The sequence below is a fragment of the Mycobacterium sp. genome, from assembly GCF_035314905.1.
Taxonomy (GTDB): Bacteria; Actinomycetota; Actinomycetes; order Mycobacteriales; family Mycobacteriaceae; genus Mycobacterium.
In genome coordinates this window covers 1-15,257 of the sequence record NZ_DATFYW010000079.1, presented here as the reverse complement: position 1 = coordinate 15,257, position 15,257 = coordinate 1, and the positions used below count along the sequence as shown (strand labels likewise).

Genomic DNA, 15,257 nt, shown 5'->3' with positions numbered 1-15,257 from the left:
TGCCCGTTACCGTTCTGACCAATCGGCGACAGAACAGGGATCCCGACCGAGGCCAGAGGTGAAATTGCAACAACAGAAGCTCAAGGTAGTCGCGGCTGTCGCGGGCGCGGGTGTGGTCGTCACGATGGCCGCGATGACGGTGGCGTGCGGCAGCCAGAGGATCAACATGACGGATCCGACCACCAGCGGCGTGACCACGACAACGACGACGACCACCACGACGACGACGACCTCAACCACTTCCGGTCCTCTCATGGGCGGTGCGGGCAGCACCACCGGGCCGACGACGCCGGGATCTCCGACCAGCTTGGGCATTACCCCGACGACGTCGACGCAGCCGTCGACGCCGCCGATTCCGGCGGCCGCTCCACCGCTGCCCGTCGCACCGCCACCGTTCGCATAGGTCGCCGCAGCGCGAGGTGGCGACGATCAGCGCGTCGAGATCCCGCACGGCGTCCCGGGTCAGCGGTTTGCCGCATTGACCAGCCGCTGAGCCCGGGCTGCGCGTCCTATAGGCTGTCGCGATGCCGAAACGGCCGCACGGCGACTTGACTCCGCACTTCGTCGACGTGCAGGCGCACTACGACTTGTCCGATGACTTCTACCGGCTGTTCCTGGACCCGACCCAGACCTACAGCTGCGCCTATTTTGACCGTGACGACATGACGCTGGAACAGGCGCAAATCGCCAAGATCGACCTGGCGCTGGGCAAGCTGGGCCTTCAGGCCGGCATGACGCTGCTCGATGTCGGCTGTGGCTGGGGCGCCACGATGATGCGCGCGATCGAGACGTACGACGTCAACGTCATCGGGCTGACGCTGAGCAAGAACCAGGCCCAACACGTCGAGCAGCTGTTCACCAAGTCGGACAGCCCTCGCCGCAAGCGGGTGCTGCTGGGGGGCTGGGAGCAGTTCGACGAGCACGTCGACCGCATCGTCAGCATCGGCGCGTTCGAGCACTTCGGGCACGACCGCTATGACGCGTTCTTCGCGATGGCCCACGATGCGCTGCCCGATGACGGAATTCTGCTGCTGCACACCATCACCGGGCTGCATCCAACCGAGATGGCCGAACGCGGCATGCCGCTGTCATTCAAGTTCGCCCGGTTCGTCAAGTTCATGATGACCGAGATCTTCCCCGGCGGACGGCTGCCGTCGATCGCGATGGTCGAAGACCGCGCCTCCGCGGGCGGCTTCACGGTGACGCGGGTTCAGTCGCTGCAGCCGCACTATGCCAGGACGCTCGACATGTGGGCGTCGGCACTGCAAGCCCACCACGCCGAGGCCATCGCGGTTCAGTCCGAGGACGTGTACGAGCGCTACATGAAGTACCTGACCGGCTGCGCCGACCTGTTCCGGGTCGGCTACATCGACGTCAACCAGTTCACGCTCAACAAGTAGGGCCCGTTCCGGGCTGCCTGCCTACGCCTTGGCGCCGACCGTGATCAGGTCCGACACGACCCGTGTCCACACGGGTCGACGGACCCGATGTTGGTCGGTGACGGTGAACCCGGCGCCTTCGAACAGGATCCGCATCGCCGCCGGTGACGGATGGTGCGCGGGCGCCAGCAGGCGGGGAAAAAGCCGCGGAACCGGTACGTGCCGGCGGGGGCTGATGGTCGCAACCGCCGCCAATCCCCCCGGAGCGAGCACCCGGTGGAACTCACGCAGGGCCGTGGGTTGGTCGAAGAAGTGAAACGCCGAGGTCGTCACGACGGCGTCGAGTGTGTCGTCGTCGAAGGGTAGTTGCTCGGCCGGGCTTCGCAACCACTGCACCTGAGAGGACCGCGCACGAGCCTCCGCGAGCATGCCCTCGGACATGTCCACTCCGTAGACCTCGTCGGGATGCAGTTCGCGCTCGATCCGGTCGGCGAGAATACCCGTGCCACAAGCGATATCCGCGACTCGGAGCGAGTGATGGGATTTCAGCTGCGCGATCATCTCATCCTGGGCGGGACGATAGACCCAGTCCTGAAGTAACCGAAGGTCATACGCTGGCGCGGCGAATCCCCAGAACCGCGTGACCGCGGTGTTGAGGCCTCTGCGTCGTGCCGTCGTCACCACCACCCCGGGACCCTGCTTGGGGATGCGAGGTTAACACGTCGCCGAGCTGGAGAGCCGATCGCCCGGCCAACGGCAAAATGCCGCCCGACCTCGATTCGACGCGGACGGCACAATCGTGGGATCGGCGGTGACCGGCGGATCTGTCGCCGTTACGATGCGCGCATGCCCTTGGCCGACGGCCAGCTTTTCGCCGGCTACACCATCATCCGCCGCCTGGGATCGGGTGCGATGGGTGAGGTGTACCTCGCCCAGCATCCTAGGCTGCCGCGCCGCGATGCCGTCAAGGTGCTGCCGGCCGGCTTCACGACCGACAACGAATACCGCATGCGCTTCCTCCGCGAGGCCGAGATTGCGGCGACGTTGTCGCACCCGCACATCGTCACCGTGTACGACCGCGGCGAGTTCGACAGGCAACTGTGGATATCGATGGACTACGTCGAGGGCACCGACGCCGGGCGCTTGCTGCAGAACCGCTTCGCCCACGGCATGCCGCCCGGCGAGGTGGTGCGGATCGTGACCGCGGTCGCCGATGCTCTCGACTACGCCCACGAGCGCCGGCTGTTGCACCGCGATGTGAAGCCGGCCAACATCCTTCTGACACATCCGGATTCCGGCCGACAGCGCGTTTTCCTCGCCGACTTCGGGATTGCCCGGCGGATCGACGACGCGAGCGGGCTGACCGGCACCAGCATGACGGTGGGAACGGTGGCCTACGCCGCGCCGGAACAACTCATGGGTCAGGCGATCGACGGCCGCGCCGACCAGTATGCCCTGGCCGCCACGGCTTTTCATCTGCTGACCGGCACGACCCTGTTTCAGCACGCCAGTCCGGCAGCCGTCATCAGCCAGCACCTCACCGCGCCACCACCGGCGATCGCCGACCGGAGACCCGAACTCTCGGGGCTTGACCCGGTGCTGTCGAAGGCGCTTGCCAAGTCGCCCGACGACCGCTACGACAGCTGCCTGGACTTCGCTGACGCTCTCGGGCAGCAGATCGGCGCGATCGCCACCGATCTCGGCGCTGACCGGGCGACGGTGGCCGCGCGGGCCCGATCCAGGCACCGGCGGCGCGGGCGCAGGCTCAGCCTGCGGCCCGCGATCGTCGTGCCGGCGATCCTCGCGGCGCTGCTGATCGCTGTGTCGGCCGCCGCCCTCGCCGTCGTTGCCGGTCACCGACACGGCCGGCCGACGGCGCATCCGGCATCGTCGCCGCCGAGCGGGACGACTCCTGTGCTGCCGGTGGTTTTCATCGGCGCCGACTGCGCCACCTTGGGGGCCGCGGGCGTATCAGCGAGCGGCGCCCCGGCATACTGTGCGCGCCTGCCCAGCACCGGTGACACCATGTGGTCGCTGTACTCGAGCCAAGTCCCGATCCCGTCGGACACTCCCGGACCCACTGACGAGGTGTACCCGCCGGGTATCGAGGACCAGGTCCGTGTTTGCGTTGAGGAAACTGGGCAGACGCGGGTCAAGTGCCGCGACGACATTCGCCGGGGTAATCCGGTCGGCCCGCCCTGAGCGGCGGACTGTGGGTGCACACTGGGCTGACGGTGCTCGTTGCGGCTGTCACGCGCAGTCGGCACAGAACATCTTCTCGTTTGTCTGCCGGGCCAGCCGGCTCCGGTGCTGCACGAGAAAGCAGCTCGAGCAGGTGAACTCGTTGGCCCGCTTCGGGACGACCCGCACCGACAGTTCTTCGCCGGACAGATCGGCGCCCGGCAGCTCGAAGGAGTCGGCTGACTCGGAGTCGTCGACGTCGATGACTGCCGCGCGGGCTTCGTTGCGTCGCACCGCCAGTTCGTCCAGCGAGTCCTGCTCGGGCTCGCCGGTCTCACCGCGGCGCGGGGCGTCGTAGTCGGTGGCCATGGCTGTCGCCCTTTCGATCTCGCGGTGCACTATCTGATAGTTAAAGCACCTAATTGATTTTTCAGTGTCTCACACCGATAGACGCACGCGCGGCCCGTCACGATCGATCTGTGACGGCGTGGTGACCAGAATCACTGCTGCGCGATATCGCCGAACGGCAAGCTCGCTCGATCATCGGCAGGTGGGGGAGATGCGCAGCATGGTCGCCCCGTGCGCGGGCACGGCGGCCGCGGTGATCTGACCCGTGGTGGTGTCGGTGTGCGTCCACAGGTCACGCGCGGTGTAGCAGGGGGCGCCGGGTAGCCCCACCGCCGACGCGCTGGTCGCGATGGTGGCGGGTTGGTTGTCGGGATTGAACAACGCGACCGCCACGGCGCCGCCGCGCAGCGGCTTCACCAGGACCCGGCCGTCCTGGGGGAGTGTTGTCGCCTGGGTCACCAGCGGGTCCTGATCGACGGCGACGACGTCGCCGTTGGTGAGGATGTCGCGGGTGTCTTCGGACGTCGCCCGCAGATCGTTGCCGGCGATCAGCGGCGCGGCCAGCATCGCCCACAGCGAAAAGTGTGTGCGCTGTTCGGTTTCGGTGAGGCCGGGCTGTGCGGTGGCCCGCCACGCCACCTGCTGGGGCGACAACTCCAGCTGCGCACGCAGACTGTCGAGCTGATGCGGCGTCAGTTGATGGTGGGCCATCTTGACGCGATTCGCCTCGAGATGCCTGGTGAAGTAGTCGCTCCACGTCAGGCCGAGGACCAGCATGTCGGGGTCGTTGAAGAACCCGGGCCGGCTGCGCTGGGCCGCGGGGCCGGCCGCAGCGAACCCATCGGGGACACCGAGGTGGGTCCGCCGCAGGAACGAGTCGGTGGGGCCCAGCGGGGGCAGGGTGGGCCGCCAGACCGGAACCACGTCGGTGGTGTCGCGCGTCATGTCGGCGGTGTGCGACCAATCGTAGTCCACACCGGCGGTGTGATCGTCGGAGCTGTTCGGGTTGATGCTGTACAGGATGCGACGGCCGGTGTCGCGCAGGGCGTTTCGCATCGCGCTGAAAATCCGCACCTGATCGGTGTGATCGGCGTCTCCGCGGCACCAGTCGTACTTCAGATAGTCCACGCCCCAGGCCGCGAACGTTCGCGCATCGGTCACCTCGTGGCCGGCGCTGGCGGTGCCGGGGCCCTGCCCGCAGGTCTGGTTGAACGGGCTCGAATACAGGCCGAACAGCATTCCGCGGTCGTGGGCGTAGCGGGCCAGCGCGGGCATCCCGCCGGGAAATCGCACCGGGTCGGCTTGCAACTGCCCGTGGCGATCGCGTTCCGGTGCGGCCCAGCCGGCGTCGAGGTTCACATAGCGGTAGCCGGCATCGCGCATCCCGGAGGTCACCATGGCGTCGATGGTCGCCTTGACCGATTGTTCGGTCACGGCGATGCCGGAGTTCCAGGAATTCCACCCCATCGGCGGTGTCAGCCGCGGTGGCGCACCGGAGTTGGTGAGTGCGCCACAACCCGACATCACCGCGCCGACAGAACTGAGCAACGCGACGATTGCCCACCGCCGCAGTCGCACCGTGAATCCCCCTGGGTCGGCGTGTGGCAGTCGCAGCGCACTGTGCGAGTTGAGAGGTACCCCGATCATAGGAGACCGCGACGCGTCGTGCCCGGGGTCGCCGTGCCGGCCGCAATGACGATGCCCCGGCTTCCCGGGCTAAGGTGAGTTCTTCCGCTCGACGATCACCCACGTCGTGTTCGGCTGATGGTTGCGACGATCTCACCACCGGGGACCCGGACACGATCTCGGGCCGCTCGAGCCCGGGGACCTGTCCGGAACTACCTCGATGGTCCTGAGTTCGACGCAGCGCTATTCACCCTCGACGGTTCGTTTGAGGCCGTCGAGCATCGCGGCCCAGTTCGCGGACGCGCGTTGCGCTTCGGCGTCGCTCCCGTTGTTGTCCTGGCTGAGCGAGACGCGAGTGGCACCGCCGCGCTCGACAAGCTCGTAGGTGAGGGTGTGATAGTTCACCGGCTCGTCGGCAAAGCCCGTCATCGGGCTGAAATGGGTCATTCTCAGCAAGCGGCCCGGCTCGACGTCGAGGATTTCACCTTTGTCCTCGTAGGGTTTGCCGTCGTACTCTCCGCTCCACGTGATGGGGCTGCCCGGCTGCCAATCGGTGGACACCCGGGAACCGAAGAAATACTTTGCGATCGCGTCCGGATCGGTCAGCGCCTGCCATACCCGCGTGACCGGCGCGGCAACCTCGATGTCGGCTTTAGCCACGAAATCCGTCATTCTGCAACTCCTTTCTCGGCGGCACGCGACGAGATATATGATCCAGTCATATTTTCTGCTACCGGTCTAGCGAAGCACACCGGCTGAGCGGCGGTCAACCCCTACGGTGGGCGAATGGCACACTCCAGCGGCGATGCGCGCCTGGTGAATCTGCTGGGCGCAGTGGCAATCGGCCTTTCTGACGCCACGGTCGGCGACATCGCGGCCGACACCGCACTCGACTCCGCCGCGGTGGCCGCGCTCGTCGCGCTGCTCGACCTCGCGCGCTCGGGTTCGGTGCAGGCGTTGAGCCAGTTCATCGGGCTGAGCCATTCGGGCACGGTTCGGCTCGTCAACCGGCTGTCGGACGCCGGGCTGATCCGCCGCAGCCCGGGTCCGGACGGGCGAACCGCTGCGGTCACGCTCACCCGGCGCGGTCGCACCGTGGCCTCGCGGATCCGCGCCCGTCGCCGGGCGGTGACGGCAGCGACGCTTGACGGGCTGAGCGAACAGCAGTGCGATCAACTGACCGCGATCTGCGAGGCGCTCATCGCCAACCTGACTTCGGCGCGGCTTGCCAGGCGCGACGCCGGCCGCCGGCCGAGCGGCGGTGCGCTGTGCCGCATGTGTGACCCCGTCGCCTGCGGGCGCCCCGCCGGCGATTGCCCCGCCGCGCGGGCGGCGCTCGGCGCACACCGCGCGCGCAGTTCGCCACCATCGCGCGCCTGACGAGCAACACCCGGGTATCTGACCTGGCCACATCGCTGTGCACGGTTCGGCGGGCGGGCGTCAGCAGCGACCGGGTCGCGACGGCGGTCTCGAGATGAGCATGGGCTCAACGGTTTTGCCCGCGCAGACGAAGGTAACGGCGTACGCTCGCCCGATGGCCCAACCCCTCCGGGCCGCCGGCATCGGGCATGCGCTGGGTGCCCACGCCCGGTGGTTGCTGCGTGCGCGTCCAGTCGACTACCTGCTGGCGATGAGCACGGCTCCCGCGTCGCTCCCTTTCGTCGGCCGGCATTTCGAGCCGCTGGGCGGTTTGGCGGCCCTGGGCGTGTGGGGAGCGCGCTACCTGCCCGACGGTGTATCGACGGTTGTCGGGAGGTGCCTGGCGGCTGACGCGGCGACCGTGCGCAACAGTCATCGCACTGCGACGCCCGCGGTGTTGGCCGCGGCGCTGCGGGAGGTCGTGCCGGTGGACGATGCGGCAATGCCATGGCCACGCGCCGAGCGCTTGGCACCGGTATGGAAGACGCGGCGGTACCGCAAACACGTCCACCGCACCTCCGTCCGCTACGGCAACAGCCCTTGCCAGGTTCTCGATGTCTGGCGGATCAACGACCTTCCGGCGCAGCCCGCGCCGGTGCTGCTCTTCGTACCGGGCGGAGCCTGGGTCTTCGGCAAAAGAGAGCTCCAGGGGCACGCCCTGATGGCCCACCTTGCCGAGCTGGGGTGGGTGTGCCTGTCGATCGAATACCGCACCGCCCCGCGTCACCGCTGGCCGCTGCAACTGACCGACATCAAGTCCGCCATCGCCTGGGCACGCGCCAACGTCGACCGCTTCGGCGGGGACCGCGATTTCATCGCCCTCGCCGGCTGTTCGGCGGGCGGGCACCTCGCGGCCCTGGCGGGACTGACCCCCAACGACCCGGAGATGCAGCTCGACCTGCCGCCGGGGTCCGACACGTCGGTTGACGGCGTGATCTCGATTTACGGCCGGTACGACTGGCAGGACCGCTCGACCCGCGAACGCGCCCGCTTCATCGATTTCCTCGAACGTGTGGTTGTCCAGAAGAGGCTCTCCCGGCATCCGGACGTGTTCCGGAAGGCGTCGCCGATCGCGCGCATCCGCCAGGACCAGAACCCGCCCCCGTTCCTGGTCATTCACGGCAGCGCGGACATGATCATCCCGGTAGGGGAGGCGCGCGCCTTCGTCGCAGAGCTGCGATCGGTGTCCCGCGCACCGGTGGGCTACGTCGAACTGCCGGGCGCGGGCCACGCCTTCGACCTGACCGACGGCGTTCGCACCGGCCCCGTGGTCGGGGCTATCGGATCGTTTCTCGGCCACATCCACCGCCATCGCAGAATGGCGCGCGACCGGGCGGCGATCTGAGCGGTTCACTCGGTGGTGGTCGTTCCGTGACTCCGCTGACCCGGCCGACGACTGTCGAACCTGCATCGCCGCACCGTGGCCGCCGGGCTTCAAAATCGTCGAGACAGGAGGTGTTTGGCATTGTCTGACCGCCTGCGTGACAAGGTCGCGATCGTGACGGGGGCCTCGAGTGCCGGGCCCGGCTGGGGCAACGGTAAGGCAGCCGCCGTCCGGTTCGCCCGCGAGGGAGCCAAGGTTTTGTGCGTCGATCGCGGTGGCGGCGCCCGGGAGACGATGAAGGTCATCGTGGCGGAAGGCGGCGACGCGGAGGCCTTCCAGGCCGACGTCACTGTGGCCCAACAGGTGCGCGATATGGTGCAACGCTGCGTTGCGCGCTTCGGGCGGGTTGACATTCTGCACAACAACGTGGGCATCGACCGCGTCGGCGGACCTGTCGACACCAGCGAGGAGAGTTGGGAGCAGGTTGTCCGGACCAACCTCACGTCGCAGTTCCTGACCTGCAAGTACACGCTTCCGGTCATGCAGGATCAGGGTGCCGGCGCGATTATCAACATGAGTTCGATCGCCGCGATCCGCTGGGTCGGCGCACCGTCGATCGGCTACGCGTCCAGCAAGGCGGCGGTTATCCAGTTCACGCAGACCGTTGCGCTGGAGTACGCCTCGAAGGGCATCCGCGCCAACACGATCGTGCTCGGCGTGGTGCGCACACCGGCGCTCGAGAATTGGGTGAACACCGTCAGCGATGACCCGGCGCAGCTGTGGCGGCGCCTCGACGACAGTTCACCGCGCGGCCGCATCGGCGACGCCTGGGATGCGGCGAACGCGGCGGTGTTCCTGGCCTCCGATGAGGCGAACTACGTCAACGGCACGACGATCGTGGTCGATGGCGGTTTGAGCGCGACGATGCGCATCTGAGGCGTTGGGCTTGCCGGGTCTACGATTGGCGTCGACAAAATTGGGGTAGCCGTCCCGCACACGGAGCGGTGCAGACCACGCCGCGGCGGGGGACGTGCCCAGTATTGTGCGGCTGCTGGTCGGCCGCTCGGGCCGCGGAGGGCCGATGAAAGCCGCGATCGCCCTGGCATCGACCGCCGCTGTACTGCTCGGTGCCTGCGGCGCCGAGCACGGGAAAGCCGCGCGCGTGCCGCCGACTCCGATTCCTTCCTTCGAGGCGGCCATCGCGTCGCCGTCGTCCACCGGCCACGCAGTGGCGGCCCTTCCTGCGTCGCCACCCGACGCCGAGGGCAACCCGGCATGCCCGACGATGGATTCATGGGGACCATCCGGCGGCCACCTGGGGGTAGCAGTCTCCTACTGGGGGCACGGCGCGGACTACGTCACGGTCTTGGTCCGCACCACCGAAGGCCCCGATGTCGCGCGATCCATCACTGTCGAGCCCGGGCAGGCGTTGCAGCTCTTCGAGTTTGCGGACACCGACCCTGCGGCCGTGGCGGAAGTCCTCGTCATCACCAACGAGGCGCGCTGCTATGCCACGGCCGATCCGGTGATGAGAGCGCGCTGAGCGCCGCTGATTTGGCTGACTCGTCGTCCCGACCGTTGATCCACCAACAATGCCGCACTGACGAACCCGTCGGTGTCGATGGTCGATTATCCTGTGCCACAGTTGATTCAGGAACCGACAGAGACCGGCGGAGTTTGCGTTACGCCGTTTTCTTGACCAGCGGCAGCAACAACTGACGGCGCCTGGCGATCACGTCGGCGAATTGGTGCAGCACCTCGTGCACCGAGTGTGCGATCGGAAACATGGCCTCGTCATCGTGGGCTCGCAGTTGCTCGGTGACCGCGCGACTTGCGACGAGCGTCCATTCCAATCCTGCGTCGCGGCAGTCCGCATCAAGGCTGTACAGCAGTGAGACACCGGCGGGACCGAAATAATCCACACCGCCCAGATCGAGCACAAGAGGGTTTTCAGCGAGGATGAGGCGCCGCGTGTACTCGCTGATCCGATCGACGTTGACCGCGTCGATTTCGCCCCGGACGGTGACCACTGTCGCCAGGTGACGGTAGTGAGCGCGGATCTGGGCGCCACCGAAGTCGGCGGCGGGGTTTCCGTACAGGGACGTGACGTTCATGAGCAGCAGCCTCGATCTCGGTGGTGTAGCAAGTTGGCCGCCGCAACGCCGGCCCACTTGGCTCCAAGGTAAGTCGCAAACCTAAGATGATCGCGAGCAGCATCTAACTCTTTGTTAAGAAATAACTTTCGTGAGTGCACCGACCGCCAGGCAACATTGCCGCCGACCGGAGTGCGCGCATGAACACCCCCGCGCCGCCGGCGCGCCGCCCGCCGCGACCGCCGCGCTTGCCCGGTCGACGCCTCGGCGATGCGGAATCAGGCGCGTTCGGCGGGTCCCGGCAACGGCGGTGATCCCGATAGCCGGCATCCTCTATTCGTCCCGAGCGGACCGCTGGGCTGATTCGGGGGAGCCCAGGGTGGCGTCGGTGCCCATCGCGATGCCGTCGAGTGCGTTTGGCGGTGGTGGGTCAGCCGAATGTCACCCTCGCCGGGGCGTCACCGGCACCGCGACCTCGTTGCGGCGCCGAAACGGAATGGTGAAGGGGGGATCATAGAACCAGGCCAGCGGGGTGCCGGCGGGCTGAAAAGCGCCGTCGCGCAGGGTCTGCAGCAAGGCGTCGGTCTTGTCAGCGACCGCCTGAGGACTGCGGTCACCGGTAAACCTGAGCACCGCCACGGTTTCGGCGGGCACCTCGACGAGCGTGACCGCCTCGTCGTTGGGCTGCGGGAGCGAATCCATCGTTGACTTGGCGGGCATGAAGAAACGGATCACCGATCCTCCGTCGGCGCCGCGGGTCTGCGAGACCGGAGCGGTCATCGCGATCGTGTCACCGGCACTGGTGCGCTGCTGCGCCACCGGCGCGGTCATCGCGATCTGCGCCCGGCGGTGGTTACCGCCGAAGATGTAGCCGGCCAGGCGACGGAAGCCGGTGTTGCGCGCCGCCGCATCGTCGGCCAAAACGGTGGTCTCAGCCGCGATCCGGGGACCGTAATGCCGGATCTCCACGCCGCTGAACCGGTCCTCGACGCTGTAGCGGGGCTCTTCGGTGCCCCACCGCAGGCCGACGATCGAACACGCGGACTCGGCGACGAGCTTCGCCGCCTTCAGCGCTGCGGAAAATGGGTTCATCATTCTCGCACCTCCTACCATTCGACATATCCGGAACGTTGTTGGTCACCCTCGCCGTGATCGTCACCGGCGTGAGGACGGCGTACTGAGCGCTGGTCGCACGGCCGCGTGCCGGCCACGACTGACCGGGTCGATGGTCGAGGGCCACCAGATGCGCGGGCCGATCAGCGCGAACAGCGCGGGTATGACAAGTGTGCGCACCACGAAGGTGTCGAGCAGGATGCCGAGCCCGACGATGATGCCCAGTTGGGTAAGCACGATCAGCGGCAGCACGCTCAGGACACAGAAGACCGCGGCCAACACGATCCCGGCGCTGGTGATCACCCCGCCGGTGGCGGACACCGCGCGCACCATCCCGTCTCGGGTGCCGCGAGCCGGCGTCTCCTCCCGGGCCCTGGTAACCAGGAAGATGGTGTAGTCCACACCGAGCGCCACCAGGAACAAGAACGCGAACAGCGGCGTGCTGCTGTCCAGGGCCGGAAACCCGAAGACGTGCATGCTGACCCAGGTGCCCACGCCGAGCGCCGCCAACGCGCTCAGGACCGTCACCCCGACGAGCACCGGCGGTGCCAGGGCCGCCCGCAACAGCACGTACAGCACGACGAGCACCACCAACAGGACGGCCGGGATCACCACCAACCGGTCGCGCGCCGCTGCGTCATGCACGTCGAGCGCCCGGGCGTCGGAGCCCCCGACCAACGCGCCCGCGTCGGCAGCGTGAACCGACTGGCGCAACTTTCCGACGATGTCCAGTGCCGCCGTTGATGCCGGCGGGGCATCGATCACCACCGTCCATTTCGTCAGCCCGCTGGAAGATTGGCCCGCCGGTGCCGCCGACACCACACCACGTGTCGAGTCGATGGCCTGTTGCACTGCGGGCGCCCCGTCGGTCGGGGCGACAACGATGGTTGGATCGGCTTGTCCGCCGGGGAAGTGCGTCGCCAGCGTGTCGAATCCGGACACCGACTCGGCCTGCACGCGGAACTGCTGGGTCTGCGACAGGCCCACCCGGACGCCGAGCAGGCCGGTCGCCAGCGCGGCGAGGGCGATTATGGCAACCGAGGCCACCAACGCCGGCCGGCGGGCGACCGCCTCGGCGGCCCGGTGCCACGGACCTTGCTCCGCGGCGGTCGCGCTGCCCGGACGCGGGACGAACGGCCAGAACAGCCGCGTGCCGAACAGCGCCAGCAGCGGAGGCAGCACGAGTAAGACGAATATCGCGGCGACCACCAGGCCGCACGCTGCGAGCACGCCGAGACTGCGGGTGCTCGGGGTCACCGCCAAGATCAGGGTGAGCAGCGACAGCACCACGGTGGCGTTGCTGGCGACGATCGCCGGTGCCGCCGCGCGCACCGCCTCGCGAAGTGCGTCTCGATGGTTCGCGTTGAGCCGCAACTCTTCCCGGTAGCGTGAAATGAGCAGCAGCGCGTAGTTGGTGCCCGCGCCGAACACGAGCACGCTGGTGATGCCGGATGTCGCCCCGTCGAAGCTCAGGCCGGTGATTCCTGCGACCGCGGTACCCGCCGATGTCGCGACCCGATCGGCGAACGCGACGACCAGCAGCGGCACCAGCCATAGGACCGGTGACCGATAGGTGACGATCAGCAACAACGCCACTACCAGTGCGGTCACCGCGAGGAGCGTGATGTTGGCCCCCGAGAAGGCGTTTGCGATGTCGGCCCCGAACGCCGGGCCGCCGGTGACCTGGGCCTGAAGGCCGTCGGGCAGGCCGTTCGTGGCGGCTTTTCTGAGCGATTTGACCGCGTCGCTCAGGCGGAACCCGGACAGGTCGGCGCTCAGCGGCACGGTCGCGATCGCCGCCTTCCCGTCTGCTGACGTCAACACCGGCGAGATCGTCTCGCCGGAGCCGGCGGCGGCCACCATCCGGGTGCTGGCCTGTGCCGCTGCGGACAGGTCCACGGTGCTGAGCGGCGACCCGTCGGAGCGGGTGACAACCAGTATTGCGGCAACATGGTCCGCGCCGGGGAACTGCGTCAGCGCGGCGTCCGCACGCGCCGATTCCGCAGAGGCAGGCAACGATGTCGGGGATTCGGTGCCCGAGGTGTTGGGGCCCGCGAGGGTCATCGTCAGCGCGGCCAGCAGCGACACGCCGACCGCTGTCAGCCAGGACCGGCGGCCGGTGACGAGCGCGGCGAGACGATCCCAGACCATGGCGATAACATTTCATAAAATTAACAGTTAAGCAAATGAAATTTCTGTGACGTCCGGATATGCTTGCGGCGATGAACCGGCACGCCCGGACCCGGGCTGACCTCGAGTCGCTGATCTTCGCCGACGTGCGCGCCCTGTCGGCCGTGTCCGAGCAGATCGGACAGGTGTTCGCAGGCTTGCACACACTAAGCCGCAACGACTTTCGCGCGTTGTTGCACATCATGGTGGCCGACAGCGCGGGCACGCCGCTGACCGCCGGCGAGCTGAGGCAGAAGATGGGATTGTCGGGCGCCGCGATCACCTACCTTGTCGAGCGGATGATCGAGTCGGGTCATGTGCGCCGCGACACGGACGCCGACGATCGCCGAAAGGTCATGCTGCGGTACGCGGACGATGGACTGGCCGTGGCGAGGGCATTCTTCGCGCCGTTGGCCGACCACGGCAGTGCCGCGCTTACCGGCCTGCCGGAAGCGGATCTCACTGCCGCACACCGGGTGTTCACCGCGCTCATCGGCGCCATGCATGCCTTCCGGGCCGAGCTGACCGGGCAGCCTGGGCCGGATCGTCCTTGACGACCCGGAAGCGCCCACCCCGCCCCAGCGATGTCACCGATGACGTGCGTGATGCGGGCGGCTCACATTGGGGAGGCTCCGGCCTGGTCGCGACGATGACGACCGCCGAGATCAGGACCGGGCCGGGTACGGGTGGCAGTATCGTCGCCGCCCAAAATCACTGAGGGCAAGCAGATTACACCGCACCGCCCGTTATGCGCCGATCCGATCGCGCGGATCGGGCGATCAGTCGTTCCCGAAATCATCTGCTTCGGAATGCGTGTGCCCGATGTCGTGTCCCTCGCCTGCTTTTATGCAGCCGGCGGTGCAGTCCCGCATCACTGTGGGTTGCGCCTTGCCTTCGACGATCTTCCACCGCCAGGCTGTCTCAACGATGGTTTGGGCCGTGGGAATCGCGTCGCGCTCACTGACGTCGCAGTGCAGCGTGCGGTGGGCGCTGTCACAGGTTTCGAGGAGCAACTCGTGCTCTGACAGGCTGAGCGGATTGCGGATCAGCCGGACGCCGAAGCGCTCAATCTTGCCGTGGGCGGCCAGTCGTTCGGCGATGCCGGCCAGTACGGCCTCGTCGTCATCGCTCAGCGGCGAGGTGGCGCCGAAGTCGGTGGGCTCGGCGAACTCCATGCCGATGACACCGATCCCGGAGCTGACCGAATCGTCGAAACGGATCGCGGTCGTGCTCAACCCCGGGAACGCCGAGCGCTCGACGGGGGTGGTTTCGGTCTTTCGCGGCGCGCGGATGGCGCGTTCCACGAACACCTCTCCGGGGGCCGGTTCGAAATGCTTGTGCAGCAGCCAGATACCGAAGCGCTGCCACGCGTCGCTGGCGGCGAGGTACTCGCCCAGCTCGTCCAGGCACGCGCGGTCGTCCTCACCCAGCACACCGACGTCGGTGGCGTCCATGTCGCGCAGCACCGTGTAATCGTCAACGCCGTGGTCCCGCATCGTCAGCATGGCTTATCTCCCTAGTCCTCAAGAGAATTCGGAAAGCTCTTCGGCTAGCCGGGATGGTAGCAGCGCGAGGCGCGATGAGCGAGGCTTTGATGGGATCGCG

At 67.6% G+C, this 15,257-nt stretch carries 16 protein-coding genes; 8 read left to right on the top strand and 8 right to left on the bottom strand.

Translation table 11 applies throughout. From position 1 onward, the window contains the following. The first annotated feature begins 58 nt into the window (after nucleotides 1–58). Together VKG81_RS06110 and VKG81_RS06105 are read left to right on the top strand one after the other, a co-directional pair. A complete protein-coding gene (locus tag VKG81_RS06110; RefSeq protein ID WP_324394947.1) occupies nucleotides 59–403 on the top strand; it encodes a hypothetical protein in 345 nt (114 codons plus the stop codon). A 121-nt stretch (nucleotides 404–524) separates the two neighbouring features. Then, nucleotides 525–1,400 carry a cyclopropane mycolic acid synthase family methyltransferase gene (locus VKG81_RS06105; protein WP_324394946.1) on the top strand — a complete coding sequence of 292 codons (876 nt, stop codon included), beginning with the start codon at nucleotides 525–527 and terminating at the stop codon, nucleotides 1,398–1,400. Between the two features lie 21 nt (nucleotides 1,401–1,421). Here VKG81_RS06105 and VKG81_RS06100 read toward each other — a convergent pair whose 3' ends face one another. Beyond that, nucleotides 1,422–2,060: a class I SAM-dependent methyltransferase gene (locus VKG81_RS06100; protein WP_324394945.1), complete on the bottom strand. Its 639-nt coding sequence runs from the start codon at nucleotides 2,058–2,060 to the stop codon at nucleotides 1,422–1,424. A 165-nt stretch (nucleotides 2,061–2,225) separates the two neighbouring features. On the opposite strand from VKG81_RS06100, the gene VKG81_RS06095 reads away from it, so the two are divergent. Then, nucleotides 2,226–3,581 carry a serine/threonine-protein kinase gene (locus VKG81_RS06095; RefSeq protein WP_324394944.1) on the top strand — a complete coding sequence of 452 codons (1,356 nt, stop codon included), beginning with the start codon at nucleotides 2,226–2,228 and terminating at the stop codon, nucleotides 3,579–3,581. Between the two features lie 48 nt (nucleotides 3,582–3,629). Here the strand turns inward: VKG81_RS06095 and VKG81_RS06090 are convergent, their stop codons facing one another. The 3 genes from VKG81_RS06090 to VKG81_RS06080 all read right to left on the bottom strand — a co-directional run bounded on the left by VKG81_RS06090 (nucleotide 3,630) and on the right by VKG81_RS06080 (nucleotide 6,206). After that, nucleotides 3,630–3,929 carry a DUF4193 domain-containing protein gene (locus VKG81_RS06090; RefSeq protein WP_324394943.1) on the bottom strand — a complete coding sequence of 100 codons (300 nt, stop codon included), beginning with the start codon at nucleotides 3,927–3,929 and terminating at the stop codon, nucleotides 3,630–3,632. Nucleotides 3,930–4,100: 171 nt separating this feature from the next. Then, nucleotides 4,101–5,480 (bottom strand): glycoside hydrolase family 27 protein, encoded by a 1,380-nt coding sequence (locus tag VKG81_RS06085; protein WP_414685179.1) that lies wholly within the window; start codon nucleotides 5,478–5,480, stop codon nucleotides 4,101–4,103. Between the two features lie 297 nt (nucleotides 5,481–5,777). Further along, entirely contained in the window at nucleotides 5,778–6,206 is a 429-nt protein-coding gene (locus tag VKG81_RS06080) for an SRPBCC family protein (protein ID WP_324394941.1), read from the bottom strand. Nucleotides 6,207–6,320: 114 nt separating this feature from the next. Between VKG81_RS06080 and VKG81_RS06075 the strand changes: the two genes are divergently transcribed. From VKG81_RS06075 to VKG81_RS06060, 4 genes are all read left to right on the top strand, one after another. Then, nucleotides 6,321–6,914: a MarR family winged helix-turn-helix transcriptional regulator gene (locus VKG81_RS06075; protein ID WP_324394940.1), complete on the top strand. Its 594-nt coding sequence runs from the start codon at nucleotides 6,321–6,323 to the stop codon at nucleotides 6,912–6,914. 154 nt (nucleotides 6,915–7,068) lie between these two features. Beyond that, nucleotides 7,069–8,298: an alpha/beta hydrolase gene (locus tag VKG81_RS06070; RefSeq protein WP_324394939.1), complete on the top strand. Its 1,230-nt coding sequence runs from the start codon at nucleotides 7,069–7,071 to the stop codon at nucleotides 8,296–8,298. A 75-nt stretch (nucleotides 8,299–8,373) separates the two neighbouring features. Then, nucleotides 8,374–9,213 carry an SDR family oxidoreductase gene (locus tag VKG81_RS06065; RefSeq protein ID WP_324394938.1) on the top strand — a complete coding sequence of 280 codons (840 nt, stop codon included), beginning with the start codon at nucleotides 8,374–8,376 and terminating at the stop codon, nucleotides 9,211–9,213. A gap of 94 nt (nucleotides 9,214–9,307) precedes the next feature. Next, nucleotides 9,308–9,820, top strand: coding sequence for a hypothetical protein (locus VKG81_RS06060; RefSeq protein WP_324394937.1), 513 nt, complete (start codon nucleotides 9,308–9,310; stop codon nucleotides 9,818–9,820). Nucleotides 9,821–9,959: 139 nt separating this feature from the next. Here the strand turns inward: VKG81_RS06060 and VKG81_RS06055 are convergent, their stop codons facing one another. The 3 genes from VKG81_RS06055 to VKG81_RS06045 all read right to left on the bottom strand — a co-directional run bounded on the left by VKG81_RS06055 (nucleotide 9,960) and on the right by VKG81_RS06045 (nucleotide 13,634). After that, nucleotides 9,960–10,391: an STAS domain-containing protein gene (locus tag VKG81_RS06055; protein WP_324394936.1), complete on the bottom strand. Its 432-nt coding sequence runs from the start codon at nucleotides 10,389–10,391 to the stop codon at nucleotides 9,960–9,962. Between the two features lie 420 nt (nucleotides 10,392–10,811). Next, nucleotides 10,812–11,465, bottom strand: a complete 654-nt coding sequence (locus VKG81_RS06050; protein ID WP_324394935.1) for a heme-binding protein — start codon at nucleotides 11,463–11,465, stop codon at nucleotides 10,812–10,814. A 60-nt stretch (nucleotides 11,466–11,525) separates the two neighbouring features. Beyond that, the gene (locus VKG81_RS06045; RefSeq protein ID WP_324394934.1) at nucleotides 11,526–13,634 is read right to left on the bottom strand and encodes an MMPL family transporter; all 2,109 of its coding nucleotides are present in this window, start codon (nucleotides 13,632–13,634) and stop codon (nucleotides 11,526–11,528) included. A 71-nt stretch (nucleotides 13,635–13,705) separates the two neighbouring features. On the opposite strand from VKG81_RS06045, the gene VKG81_RS06040 reads away from it, so the two are divergent. Then, nucleotides 13,706–14,206, top strand: coding sequence for a MarR family winged helix-turn-helix transcriptional regulator (locus tag VKG81_RS06040; RefSeq protein ID WP_324394933.1), 501 nt, complete (start codon nucleotides 13,706–13,708; stop codon nucleotides 14,204–14,206). Nucleotides 14,207–14,431: 225 nt separating this feature from the next. Here the strand turns inward: VKG81_RS06040 and VKG81_RS06035 are convergent, their stop codons facing one another. Then, nucleotides 14,432–15,157 (bottom strand): hypothetical protein, encoded by a 726-nt coding sequence (locus VKG81_RS06035; RefSeq protein ID WP_324394932.1) that lies wholly within the window; start codon nucleotides 15,155–15,157, stop codon nucleotides 14,432–14,434. Between the last annotated feature and the right edge of the window lie 100 nt (nucleotides 15,158–15,257).